Raw genomic sequence first — 13,472 nt, 5'->3', positions numbered from 1 at the left:
CGTAGAGGCTGCCTCTCGGATCTTCTTAGATCTGAAGGGCAGCTTTCCTATAAAAATAGCGCAATTTGGTAACTAAAATTAGGAGGAAGAGAGATATGACGACTGTGTTAAAAGCGAGCATGAAATTGGATAAAGATTTTCGAATTGCTGAAGTCGATGAGCGCATCTACGGATCTTTCATTGAACACCTGGGGCGCGCTGTTTATGGCGGCATTTATGAGCCTGGACATCCGGCAGCAGATGAACATGGCTTTAGGCAGGATGTTCGTGCGATGATCAATGAAATTGGTGTCCCGATCGTTCGTTATCCAGGGGGCAACTTCGTCTCGGGGTACAACTGGGAGGATGGTGTCGGACCGATTAGTGGTAGACCTACCAAGCTGGAGTTGGCATGGCGTGTACTAGAACCAAATTTATTTGGCACAAATGAATTTCTCGCATGGACCAAACAAGTTAAAGCACAAGCAATGATGGCCGTTAACTTAGGGACTAGAGGGATCGATGATGCCAGAAACTTGGTGGAGTATTGCAATCATCCTGGGGGATCGTATTGGAGCAATTTAAGAATTGCTCACGGTTATCCAGAGGCTTATGGCATTAAGACGTGGTGTTTAGGCAATGAGATGGATGGACCCTGGCAAATTGGTGCCAAAACGTCAGACGAGTATGGTCGATTGGCGAATGAAACAGCGAAATCGATGAAATTCGTTGATCCGACGATCGAGTTAGTGGTATGTGGAAGTTCTTTCCGAAGTATGCCAACCTATGCAGAGTGGGAAGCCACCGTACTGGAGCATACGTATGATAATGTGGACTACCTATCCTTACATACGTACTATGGAAACGCAGATAATGACACCCCGAACTACTTGGCCAAATCGCTGGATATGACAGCCTTTATACAAGAGATCATTGCGGTGTGTGATTATATAAAAGCCAAAAAGAGAAGTAAAAAAACCATGATGCTTTCTTTCGATGAATGGAATGTATGGTTTCATACTTTGGAGTCAGACAAGAAGATGGAACCGTGGCAATTTGCGCCTCCACAGCTTGAGGATGTGTATACCTTGGAGGACGCACTGATGGTAGGCACGATGCTGATCACACTATTAAAACATGCGGATCGCGTGAAAATTGCCTGCTTAGCACAGTTAGTGAATGTCATAGCCCCTATTATGACGCAAACAGGTGGACCTGCTTGGCGCCAAACGATTTTTTATCCATATATGCACGCCTCTGTTTATGGGAGAGGAACCGTGCTGCATGCGTTTATAGATACTCCTAAATATGATACGAAGGACTATACGGATGTCCCTTATCTGGATACCGTTGCTGTCCATCAGGAGGAGAAAGACGAACTTACGATATTTGCAGTTAATAAGAGTCTTGATTCCTCAATAGTTGTTTCATGCGACTTGCGCAGCTTTGAGGGATACCGAGTGGTGGAACATATTGTCTTGGAAAACAAGGATGTGAAAGCCGTGAACAGGATGAACCATTCTAATCGAGTGTCACCGCATAGCGATGGCGATGCGGCCATTGATGACGATATGCTGATCGGAACGTTGCCGAGGTTATCTTGGAATGTGATACGACTGCGCAAGTAAGTGAATTTTCGAGGAAATTCCTCGAAAATAGCTGTATATATTCCAGCTAATCAAATGTGTGCATTACTAGACCACGCCAAACCTACAAATGAACTCGACCAACAACGTCCTCCGGCGAGATCTCGTGTCCGCGTCTCATGCGGGGCATGACAGTCATGAATGGCCTGTATAGTTTTTACGGAAATTTAAAGGAGAGATCCCTTCCTTGGTAGAGAAGCAGTGAGAGAAGTAGGAGGCGTGCTGAAAGCCACTCTCTTCCGCAACTCTTGCCATGGTCCAATTCGTCTGAATCAGCAACTTCTTGGATTGTTCGATACGAAATTGAAGTAAATAATCATTGGGAGTCATCCCGAACACCTTCAACATGCATTTGGCAATGTAATTAGGATGATAATTAAGATGCTCTTGCAAGAGGGCATTGGATATTTTTTTCGTATAATTTTGGCGAATAAATAGCTCTACTTTCTCAGCTAAATGAAATGCAGTCATGTCGGTTGTTGAAATTAATTCACGGTTAATATGCTGCATAAACAATTGAAAGGTGTTCTGTTTCCTCCAATTGCGTTGGGAGCGCGATTCCTGTTCCAAATCGAAGAAATATTCTAGGATTTCTAAGGCTTTTTGATTCAGTTTCATATATTTTGGGATAAAAATGGAATTCACTTCCGCATGATTTAGGAAAGCCTTCTGTTTGTGATCCTCAATGAGAGCATTCTGATTCGCTAAACACGCATCCATATCCATGTACTCATCCCAAGCGCCATACGTATGGAAATGGATCCAAAGGATTTCAGCCTCTTGCTCACAAGGAGCCGTTCCGAAATGCGAGAGATCGGGTCTTAGAATGATGGCATCATTAGGCTGAAGTGTCCATTCATTCGTACCTTCTCCGATGAAGATAGTCCCCTTCTTAACGACGATGAGGTCGAAGGCACCAATGTTTGTCCTACTTATATGACTCTCCCCAATTTCATAGTAAGCGCTTCCGCAATCTAAGAAATAAGGAATCGGTGGAGCAATGAAGTGAAGAACGGTTGGTTTCATGGCCTACCTCGTTAAGATCGAATTTATATCCAACATTTGTGATGGATATGCTTATTTATATTTTACGTGAAGTGCCATGCGAAAGAAAGTGATTTTGGCGAAATATAGTGAGATTATGGGCTAACCACCACTTGACAACTCATTTAAATATGTCATAATGATAATATCATATTGACATTAAAGTTGTGAAAGCAGGTGCCACAATGGACACGAACGAAAAAGAGTCGAACTACTCCTCCCATAAATATCGAACACCAGATGGTGCACCGAGTGATATTGTCATTTTCACCATTACCTCCAGGGAAAAGAGCACAACCAAAAAGGCGCTGCCCATTCGGGACTTACAGGTCTTGCTGATTCAAAGAAAACAATGGCCATTCGAAGGCCAATGGGCTTTACCTGGTGGGTTTTGCCAAGAGTCAGAGAGTATGTATACATGTGCTCGGAGGGAGCTTCAAGAAGAGACTGGTGTCGCGGATGTTCATATGGAATATTTAAACGTCTATAGTGAACCGGGACGTGATCCGAGAGGATGGATTATCTCTCACGCTTTCTATGCTTTAGTTCATGAAAGATGGTTGGCTGAAAGACGCGCAGACACAGACGCTTCGGATGTGCAATTATTTACGATTGAGGAAGCGCTAAAGTTAGAGTTGGCTTTTGATCATCGGGAGATATTGACGGATGCTTTGCATCAGATTCAGAAAAAGATGCTAACGACAACCATTGCCAAGGAATTTCTTCCCGAAGAGTTCACCATCGGTGAGCTGTACCAAGTGATTCAAACGGTCGTGCCGCATTTTGAGGAAAGCAACTTCATTCGCAAAATCACATCTACCCAAAGCCGCAAAGGTATTATTGAAGAAGCGGTGGATCGTAATGGAGAGCCGAAGCTTTCCAATCGCTACTCGCAAAGAGCCGCACAGCTCTATCGCTTTACGGATCTGACGCCTCAGCTATCCATATATAGCTAGGCGCTTCTCTTTTACCTTTTGATAATGTCATAATGATAGTATTGTTGGCTTGGAGTTAAACTTAAGGAGGCGTTACGTATGAGAAAAGCATGGTCATTCTTGGCATTATTCGTCTGTATGGTCGCCATTGCGATCTACACCTCATCAACAGCAATCGAAATCATTGCGACTACGACAGGTTTGTTGTGCGTATGGTTAACAGCGAAGGAACATATATGGTCTTGGCCAGTTGGACTGGTCAATGTGGGTTGTTTCTTCGTGATGTTTTGGGAAGCGAAATTATATGCGGATACGATGCTACAGGTGTTCTTTTTCATATTAAGCGTGTATGGTTGGATCATTTGGCTGACGAAAAGAGAGGGTACCAAGGTGCGTCCGACTAGAAAAATAACATTACGACTCACGTTCCTATTAAGTATATTCTTGGTGGTGATGACCCTGCTCTGGGGCTATGTTCTACAAACATACACAGATGCCTCGATTCCCTATGCGGATGCTTTCATTGCTACTTTAAGCCTCATAGCACAGTATCTACTTTCGTCCAAAGTGCTAGAGAATTGGCTCATCTGGATTGCTGTCGATGTGCTGTCGGTAGCGATGTATGCCTACAAAGATTTGTATGCTGTTGCCTTCTTATACCTTATTTTCTTGTTCATCGCCATTGCAGGCTATGTCGGATGGAAACGAGCATTACACATGGAAGATCGGAGGGGGTTCCTATGTCACAACACAGAACAGGCTTAACACTAGGAAAGTTTGCACCTCTGCATGCGGGTCATCAATACATGATCGAGACTGCGATTAAGGAGATGGATGAAGTGATCGTTGTCATCTACGATTGTCCCGAAACGACGGATATCCCTTTGCGTGTGCGATCCAATTGGATACGTACCCTCTATCCGCAGGTGCAGGTTATTGAAGCATGGGATGGTTCTAATGAAATAGGTGATACGCCTGAGATTAAAAGGATGCATGAGGCCTATATTCTGCAGAAGCTGGAGGGGCGGAAGATCACACATTTCTATTCCAGTGAGTTTTATGGTGAGCACATGAGCGCGGCTTTGGGTGCAGTGAATCGCCAAATTGATCCGGATCGGAACACGTTTCCGGTCTCGGGCACGCAAGTACGGGGGAATCCTTTTGACAATAGAAAGTTTTTGAGTCCGGCTGTTTATAAAGATCTGATTACGAAAGTCGTATTTCTTGGCGCTCCTTCGACGGGGAAATCCACACTTACCGCTTACATGGCGAAACAGATGCATACAGGTTGGATGATGGAGTACGGACGGGAATATTGGGAGAAGCATCAAGTGGATCGTAGATTATCGCTAGAGCAGCTAGAAGAGATCGCGGAAGGGCATTTGGAAAGAGAGGAGCTTCTGATGAGGGAAGCGCGAGATGTCCTCTTCGTGGATACCAATGCGATTACAACATATATGTTTTCTCATTATTATCACGGTACGGCTACACCACGTTTGACTCAACTGGCCGTGGATGCGGCGTCGCGGTATGAGCTTGTTTTTGTGTGCGATACCGATATTCCTTATGCAGATACGTGGGATCGTTCGGGGGAGGTTCAGCGGTTTGTGTTCCAGAAGCAGATCATTGCTGATCTCAAAATGAGGCAGATCCCGTATTTCCTATTACAAGGAACTCTTGAGAAGAGAGCGGAACAAGTAAGTAAGATTTTGAAGACATATCATAAATATCATAGTTTGAGTGAATGTTTAATGATGCAAGCAGGTAGTGGGGGAAGGGAGTAATAAGCATGAACAAACACGACTTGTTGGATAAAATCAAAGGTGGGATCTACGGCGTAGCGATCGGTGATGCGTTGGGCGGCACGACCGAATTCATGAGTGTCAGGGAAATCCACGCAAGATATGGATATTTGACGGAGATCATTGGCGGGGGCGTCTGGCGATTGGAGCCTGGTGAAGTGACGGATGATACGATGATGACGTTGTGTGTGGCAGAGGGTATTTTGGAAAATCCAAAGGATCCCCTGGAAGCCATTGGTGTTGAGTTTATGAAATGGTATCAAACGAGGCCGAAAGATATCGGGAATATCATCCGACATACATTTGAAAATGTGGAGAAAAGTTGGTTCGAGGCTGCTTACATCACTCATAATGAGATGGGCCAAAGTGCGGGCAATGGTTCACTGATGCGTTGTTTGCCAGTTGCTTTGGCGTACACGGAGTGGAAAGATATCGAGAAAATTTCCCATATGCAATCGAAAATGACCCATTATGACGAAAGATGCAATGAAGCTTGCATCCTCTATAATCGTATTGCTTATCGTCTGCTGAAGGGAGAAGAGATGAAAGATGTGATCCAGCAGGAGTTGATCGGAACAGAGTATGAACGTATACTCACATCCGAACCAAATTGCGAAGCTACCGGCTTCGTTGTGCATACGTTTCGCTGGGTGCTCCATATATTGCTGAAAGCTTCCAACTTTAGCGAAGTTGTTCAAAGAGCGGCTAATTTAGGCGGAGACTCGGATACCATAGGCGCTATTGCTGGTGGGTTGGCAGGCATTTATTATGGCTATGAGCAGATTCCGACAAAGTATGCCGAGGCGATCCTGATTAGGGAGCAATTGGATGAGCTAGCGGTGAGGTTGGTTGGTGTGAGGGATGGGTTATAGTAGTTGCGAAAATAACGTACGGACAAAGTGAAAGCACCTGAAAAGGGTAGCGCTCACTCTGTCCGTTTTTCATGCCTTTTATATTGTAATTATTCAAGGGCGACTACTTAATATCTTGTAAGAAATTCTAGAAATCACAGAAATTTATCCGAAAGGCGGATGCTATTATACAAATATAAATAAAGACGAGGTGATGATATGCAAGCAAAACTGGCAGCGGACGCCATTCCCACCCCCAAAAAGCGGGATTCATGGATAAGAACGATAAGCAGATATAAAGTAATGTATGCGCTCTTATTTCCGGCATTAGTGTACTTTGCCGTATTCAAATATATTCCTATGGCAGGAATCATTATTGCTTTTAAAAACTATAACCTCGCCTTGGGACTATGGGATAGCCCGTGGGTGGGATTGAAAAATTTCAAAGATTTTATCAATGGCGTTTATTTCTGGGACATTATGAGAAATACGATTATCATATCGCTGTATAAGCTATTGTTCGGTTTCTCTGCTCCCATAGTACTTGCTTTGCTTCTCAATGAAGTGTATACCCAATGGTTTAAAAAGATCGTACAAACGATCACGTATTTGCCCCATTTTCTGTCATGGGTCATTGTGTATGGACTGATGGTGGCGTTATTAGCACCAGGGGATGGCCTTTTTAACATGATTTTTAAGCAAAATGGGATTCAGCCTATCTCCTTTCTAACGGAACCTGCCTGGGGTAGACTGCTGATCATCCTATCTGAAATATGGAAGGATATTGGCTGGGGAGCGATCTTGTACCTTGCCGCACTAGCAGGCATTGATCCAAGTTTATATGAAGCAGCTCGAATTGATGGGGCTTCCAAGTGGAGACAGCTATGGCATGTCACATTACCCGGCATTCGAGGCGTCATTATTCTGATGCTGATCCTGAAATTAAGTCATATTCTGGACGCGGGCTTTGACCAAATATTCATGTTTGCCAACAGCTTTAACCAGGAGAAGATCGACATTATCGATACATGGGTATACCGTGAAGGGTTGGAGCGTCTTAAGATTGGCTTGGCTACTGCTGTGGGATTGTTTAAAGCTATCATCGGATTTGCTTTAGTATTGGCTGCTAACAAGATTGCCAAAAAATTCGATGGGCAAATTTGGTGAGGTGGTTTTATAAATGATCAATTTGACAGTCGGGGAAAAAATATGGCAAGTAGTCGTATATTTTATTCTTATTATACTAGCCCTACTTTGCTTACTTCCCTTTTTATATGTCGTTGCTGTATCCGTGACGCCAGAATCGGAAGTAGTAAGAAAAGGAATTGTGATTATTCCAGAATCCTTTACGTTCCTAGCCTATAAAGAAGTGTTCATTTCTCATGGTATAGGGCAGGCGTATAAAATTACGTTGTTTCGAACGATCGTAGGCACGGCGCTAAATGTGCTTTTTACGGTACTTGCTGCTTATCCGTTGTCCAAAAAATATTTGCCGGGGCGCAGCACATTTTTAATATTCATTGTGTTTACCATGATGTTCAGCGGAGGCTTAATTCCGACATATTTGTTAATCCGCTCTCTAGGATTGCTAAACAGTCCGTGGGTATTGATTATCCCGCATCTCATTAGTGCATTTAATCTGGTCATTATTAAAGGCTTTTTCGAGCAATTGCCTGCTGAAATCGAGGAATCGGCGAGGGTCGACGGCGCAAGTGAACTTCAAGCGCTTTGGAGGATCATTTTACCACTCTCTATGCCCGTGCTTGCTACGATTTCCTTATTTTACGCCGTGGGGCATTGGAACAGTTATTTCGATGCCATTGTTTACTTAAATGATGCGAACTTAATGCCGCTGCAAGTTGTCTTGCGCAACATTCTGCTTAACATTGCATCAGAAAGCGCTGAATCGATGGCCAATTCCGGAACGGTTAGCAAATTCGCTGTGCAAATGGCTGCTGTCGTCGTGACGACGGTTCCGATCTTAATCGTGTATCCATTTATGCAGAAGCATTTTACAAAAGGTGTGCTTATGGGATCGATCAAAGGTTAAAAGGCAATTCCTACCTAGGTTGTTACGGGGACACCGTGATAATATATATACAAGCAAAAGGAGAGGTCAATATGGAACGTAAAAAGATTACATTTACTGTTCTGGCTGCTGTCGTAGGGCTGGGAACGCTATTGTCAGCATGTGGGAATCAAGAAGAAGTTAAGCCTGCAGCTTCGAGCAGCCCTCAAACCGAGGCTAACAAGTTTGCGACCAAAATGAAAATCTCGATGTTTAACCAAGGGACTTTCAATGCTGCTGCTCCGATACCTCCACGTGAAGAAGATATTCAACGCCAAATGTTGGAAAAGGCGATGAACATCGATTTGGATATGACGATTCCTCAAGCTGGGCAGGCAACAACCAAACTGAATACGTTGATTGCAGGAGGAGATATTCCCGATTTGCTCTTCTTGAAGAGTCGATCCGATCTCGCACAATATTATGATCAAGGTGTGCTTGCGGATCTGACGCCATACTTGGATCAATTTCCCGAATTGAAGAAGCGTTTTGCTAAAGACTCCTGGGAGGCGACGTCCTATCTGGGCAAAACGATTGGAGTGCCAGGTTATGATAATGTAAACGGTATCAGTCGAAGCTACTTTATCCGCAACGATTGGTTAAAAAAGCTAGGTATGAAAGTGCCGACAACCCCTGACGAGTTGTTCGAAGTGATGAAAGCCTTTACGGAGAAAGACCCTGATGGAAACGGCAAGAATGATACGTACGGATTCATTGGCGGTATGAATAAAGAAGGCAATCTGCAAACCTACGGCTTCGATAGCTTGATGTGGATGTTTGGCGTCAATCCTCCCTCCGCCATTGATGTGAAAGATAACAAACCGGTGTACTTATTTATTGATCCTAAAATGAAGGAAGCGCTCGCTTACATCAATAAAATGATGACAGCGAAAGTAGTGGATCCAGATTGGGTGACGATGAATACGCCTGATTTGTTGGACCAAAAGTTATTTAAAGGTAAAGTTGGCTTCATGATCAGAGATGCCCGCAGATTGGAACCAGATTATCAGCAGAAAATGAAAGAAATCGGCGGAGAAGTACCGGAATGGATCGTTATTCCTCCAATGAAAGGGCCATACGGCGATCAAATCGTAGAGAGAAAATCGTTCCAAGGCAATTCATGGGCCATTTCCAAGAAAGCGGATAAGGACAAAATTATTCGAATCCTGTCTATGCTGGAATATATGTTTACGGACAAAGAAGCCTACCCGAATTTCGCATACGGAATTAAAGGAATTCATTGGGATGTCGTGGACGGCAAGATCAAAAATAAAAACTCTGAATTATCCAAGGAAGTGAAAGAAAAGTACCTATGGGTTGATCATTATAGAATGCCGCGTCGTGGTGATGATGCCGAGTACTTCAGCTTCCAGAATCCGAAGACGGCAGAAGCTTTCTCGAACAATCAGCAATATGTAGGTCTTACTTTGCCTGGGAATTTGTTGACGGCAGACCCGAGCGATACCTTGGCAGCCGACCGCACACGTTTCATTAATGAAAGCTTAGTCAAATTTATGTCTGGCAAAGACCCGCTTACCAACTGGGACACTTTCCTCAAAACATTGGATACCAAGTTTGACATGCAGAAATATAAAGATACAGCCGTTAAGCAATTTAAAGAAGCAGGTCTAATCAAGTAATAGACGAAGAGAGTGGCGATAAATTGCCCCTCTCTTTGTTGTCCTATGCTATGCTTAGTTTAATCCAGATTTAAAAGGAAGATGACCGATGCGAAGAAGAATCAGCTTGCCTATAAAACTATTTATGATTGTATTTGCGTTTGTATTAAGCTGCATCATTTTGATAAGCCAATTGTCCTATCGCTATGTCCAGAAGGAAATTAGAACCAACGACATTTATTACACGAACCAAATATTGGACAAAGTTGACCAGTATCTAACGGTTAATTTTTCCTCCTTTCAGACGATTTTGTTCTCGGTTGAAACTTCGGTGAAAGCAAACATTGCCAATACGGAAGTGATTAAAAAGCAATTAAGAGAGCTCTATGAACTCAACAGTAATTACGTGAGTAACATTTACTTGATCAATAGTGATTTATCCATTCTAGGCGGAAGTACGACTACGCGAATTTTCGATGAACCTTTATCGGACAGAAAACCTTTATTTGATGCGGCCGACAAGAACAAACGGACTACATTTGTCAGTGATCCTTATAAATCGAAGTATTCCGGTTGGACCGTTACGATGGTGCGATATCTGAACGGCGCTCCGACTCCTATGGCTATTGCAGTAGATTTGGATCTAAATGCCATTGAAGAAACCTTGTTTAAGATTAATAAAAAAGAACAAATGAATCTAGCACTGATTACCACATCGGGTAAAATTATTGCTGGATTTTCGGAAAATAGAGGACCCCTAAGTATTCAAGATCATACGTTTTCAATCGGGGAAATGTCTGCGGAACAAATTCTTGATACGACGGGAACAAGCTTACAACTCCATACAAAAGATGGCTTACCAGTTTCCATTCTGAAGAAACCAACGGAGAAATTCAATTGGTTCCTCATCTCGATGAATGATGAATCTCGCTTGGAAGCTGCGTTGTCGAGATTGGAAAACTATTATCTCGGACTTCTAGTTGCTGGCCTGCTCTTAAGTTTGTTCATTTCCTTTTTTATTGCCAAATATATAAGGAATCCGCTCTATGCACTCAAAACAAAAATGAAGCGGGTAGAGCAAGGTGATTTGACAACGGCAGTTACCATTAAGCGAAACGATGAATTTGGTGACCTTTCCCTAGCCTTCGACCGTATGCTGCAGCAAATTGTGGAGCTGATTCGGCGAGCAGAGCTTCATAATGAACTGGAGCGGAAACTGGAAATCCAAGTGCTGCAATCTCAAATCAACCCTCATTTTCTCTATAATACGCTTGGATCAATCAGCAATGTCATACGTCTCGGACAAATAGAGAAAGTAGATGTGGTCATCGGGTCTCTCATTGCCATATTGGAATACGGGATCGCCGACGCTTCGGAGAAGGTTTCACTACGTCAGGAGTTGCGCAATGTATCGGACTATATCGCGATCCAGAACATCCGTTATAATAGGCACTTCCACTTGATTGAGCATATCGAAGAGGGGTTAATGGATTTTCCGGTTTTCCGTATGCTGCTGCAGCCCATTGTGGAGAATAGTATCTTTCATGGCTATAACGGAGGTGGAATCGAAGGCTCGATTACGATTCATGCCTACAGGAAGGGCGGCTTCGTCATGATCGAAGTCATTGATCATGGTGAAGGCATTCCAGCGGATCGCATACAGCATATTTTAATCGCAGACCCGAGTGCTCAGGAAGTAAAAAGGAAAAGAATCGGGTTAAACAATATTCATGGTCGAATAAGACTTCACTATGGGGAGCAGTTCGGGCTCCAAATTATAAGCACGCCTCAGGAGATGACATGTGTTCGCGCTGTATTCCCTGTAGGTTCGTTTAAAGGAGATGTATGACGGTGAGAGACTACACCTGCTTCATTGTTGACGATGAAGATCTAATCATTCAACGCTTGGAATTATATTTTAGCGAGCTCTCCCATAAGGAAACGCGATTCCATTTAGTCGGGAAAGCCAATAATGGGCTGAAGGGGATCGAGGAGATTTTAAAGCTCAAACCGGACATCGTCATCTCCGATATCGTTATGCCGCGAATGGATGGGATTGCTATGATTGAGCAGTTAAAGCTGGAGCTGCCTCATACCCAATTCATTCTACTGACCGCCTACTCGACGTTTGAATATGCACAGCGAGCTATCCATGCCAACGTCATGGAGTACATTGTTAAGGTTCCCTTGAATGAAGCGGATTTGGATCGAGCATTGGGTAAGGCAGCCGGTATTTTGGATGAGGTTAAGAAAAAAGAAGAGGAATTTCAATCTTTAAACGTATCCGTTCTTGAAAATAAATACAGGGTTCGCAAGCAATTTTTTAACGAACTGATCAGAGGTGAGATTCCTCCTCATCGGGCGTCGAATTTCGCCAATCGCATGGATTCCCAGTTCTTTCAAGCCAATTATTGCTGCTTTATTGTTGAAATGAATCTGTATGAAAGTTTCCGAAATGAATACTCAGCGGTTGATCAAAACATCTTAAAATATGCGATTACGAATGTTATCGAAGAAACGGTGATGAATAGTGGCAGGGGTGTAGCCACAGATCTATCCGATAATCGTTTTATTGGCTTTCTTTCGTGGGAAAATAATCGCAGTGAAATGGATACGGAATTTGCTTGCCAGGAATTAGGAAGTCAGATCGTCACTCATTTGCAGCAGTATCTGAATCAAAGGGTATCCGTAGCTTTTGGCGGTCCGCATCGAGGCTGGGAGTCCATCAAACAAGCTTATACGGAAGCTCAAAATGTGAGTGAGGATTTCTATTATCATGCTGAGAAAGTAGTCAAAACACCCGCGCATCGGTTCCATTACCGGAATGACAAAAGAGAGGAATTCCAGCATAAACTGGCTGATTTTCTTGTTGGGGTGCAAAGACAAGTTTCCAAGGAAGAGTTGGAGAAAGAATTTGCTGAGTTAAACCAATATGCTTCTGATCATAAAATTCATAGGTCCATCATGGCACCTATGCTTCGAGACTTGTACAGAGACATTATTATGAAATTTAAATCGGGGAACACGTCGACGTCAGAAATAGCCGAGTTTCCCATCGAATTTATGGCATTTCGGGAGCAACTTGCCTATATTAGCGACTTCACATACGAATATGTACACGCCGGCCAACTTATACATCGGGCAGAAATCATGAGAGCCATGCGCTTTATTGAGAAAAATCTAAAACAGCGTTTAACCTTGGAGGCTATTGCTGAGGATGTGAACTTAGCGCCATCGTATTTTAGCAGCCTATTTAAGAAAACAATGAATGAAGGTGTCATTAGCTATATCAACCGTAAAAAAATCCAATTGGCGCTCGAACTGTTAAATGTTCAGGATTATTCATTATTGGAATTATGCGAGGAAGTAGGCATTGTTAATGAAGGGTATTTTTGCAAACTATTCAAAGAATATACGGGTGACACACCAAAGCAATATCGGATAAAAATGACACGCTATGAATCTAAATAAAATATGATTTTTTCTTGAAATCATGTAAATAAACGGCGAACAAAAGGCTTACCATGA

11 protein-coding genes are annotated in these 13,472 nt (G+C 43.2%); 10 read left to right on the top strand and 1 reads right to left on the bottom strand.

Annotation, left to right across the window (positions count from 1 at the left end; translation table 11 throughout):
• Nucleotides 1–95 precede the first annotated feature (95 nt).
• Entirely contained in the window at nucleotides 96–1,607 is a 1,512-nt protein-coding gene (gene arfA, locus L6I86_RS15745) for an arabinosylfuranosidase ArfA (RefSeq protein ID WP_276574865.1), read from the top strand.
• 153 nt (nucleotides 1,608–1,760) lie between these two features.
• Here arfA and L6I86_RS15740 read toward each other — a convergent pair whose 3' ends face one another.
• Nucleotides 1,761–2,651 (bottom strand): AraC family transcriptional regulator, encoded by an 891-nt coding sequence (locus L6I86_RS15740; protein WP_236288530.1) that lies wholly within the window; start codon nucleotides 2,649–2,651, stop codon nucleotides 1,761–1,763.
• Between the two features lie 203 nt (nucleotides 2,652–2,854).
• Here L6I86_RS15740 and L6I86_RS15735 point away from each other — a divergent pair, with 203 nt between their 5' ends.
• The 9 genes from L6I86_RS15735 (at nucleotide 2,855) to L6I86_RS15695 (ending at nucleotide 13,415) form a co-directional block, all read left to right on the top strand.
• Nucleotides 2,855–3,625, top strand: a complete 771-nt coding sequence (locus tag L6I86_RS15735; protein ID WP_236288528.1) for an NUDIX domain-containing protein — start codon at nucleotides 2,855–2,857, stop codon at nucleotides 3,623–3,625.
• A 78-nt stretch (nucleotides 3,626–3,703) separates the two neighbouring features.
• Nucleotides 3,704–4,369, top strand: a complete 666-nt coding sequence (gene pnuC, locus L6I86_RS15730; protein ID WP_236288527.1) for a nicotinamide riboside transporter PnuC — start codon at nucleotides 3,704–3,706, stop codon at nucleotides 4,367–4,369.
• Nucleotides 4,345–5,388 (top strand): AAA family ATPase, encoded by a 1,044-nt coding sequence (locus L6I86_RS15725; RefSeq protein WP_236288525.1) that lies wholly within the window; start codon nucleotides 4,345–4,347, stop codon nucleotides 5,386–5,388. Before pnuC ends, L6I86_RS15725 begins: the two co-directional genes overlap by 25 nt.
• A 5-nt stretch (nucleotides 5,389–5,393) precedes the next feature.
• Complete coding sequence (locus L6I86_RS15720) at nucleotides 5,394–6,278, top strand: ADP-ribosylglycohydrolase family protein (protein ID WP_236288523.1); 885 nt, start codon at nucleotides 5,394–5,396, stop codon at nucleotides 6,276–6,278.
• A gap of 198 nt (nucleotides 6,279–6,476) precedes the next feature.
• On the top strand, nucleotides 6,477–7,424 hold the full coding sequence (locus tag L6I86_RS15715; RefSeq protein WP_236288520.1) for an ABC transporter permease: 948 nt from the start codon (nucleotides 6,477–6,479) through the stop codon (nucleotides 7,422–7,424).
• A 13-nt stretch (nucleotides 7,425–7,437) separates the two neighbouring features.
• Complete coding sequence (locus L6I86_RS15710) at nucleotides 7,438–8,307, top strand: carbohydrate ABC transporter permease (protein WP_236288518.1); 870 nt, start codon at nucleotides 7,438–7,440, stop codon at nucleotides 8,305–8,307.
• 71 nt (nucleotides 8,308–8,378) lie between these two features.
• Complete coding sequence (locus tag L6I86_RS15705; RefSeq protein WP_236288516.1) at nucleotides 8,379–9,965, top strand: extracellular solute-binding protein; 1,587 nt, start codon at nucleotides 8,379–8,381, stop codon at nucleotides 9,963–9,965.
• Between the two features lie 88 nt (nucleotides 9,966–10,053).
• A complete protein-coding gene (locus L6I86_RS15700; protein ID WP_236288514.1) occupies nucleotides 10,054–11,793 on the top strand; it encodes a sensor histidine kinase in 1,740 nt (579 codons plus the stop codon).
• Nucleotides 11,794–11,795: 2 nt separating this feature from the next.
• Nucleotides 11,796–13,415, top strand: a complete 1,620-nt coding sequence (locus tag L6I86_RS15695) for a response regulator (RefSeq protein WP_236288512.1) — start codon at nucleotides 11,796–11,798, stop codon at nucleotides 13,413–13,415.
• The last annotated feature ends 57 nt before the right edge of the window (nucleotides 13,416–13,472 follow it).

It is taken from the genome of Paenibacillus allorhizoplanae, assembly GCF_927798215.1.
Classification (GTDB): Bacteria; Bacillota; Bacilli; order Paenibacillales; family NBRC-103111; genus Paenibacillus_E; species Paenibacillus_E allorhizoplanae.
The sequence above is the reverse complement of the archived record's forward strand: the minus strand, read 5'-3'. Positions and strand labels throughout refer to the sequence as shown.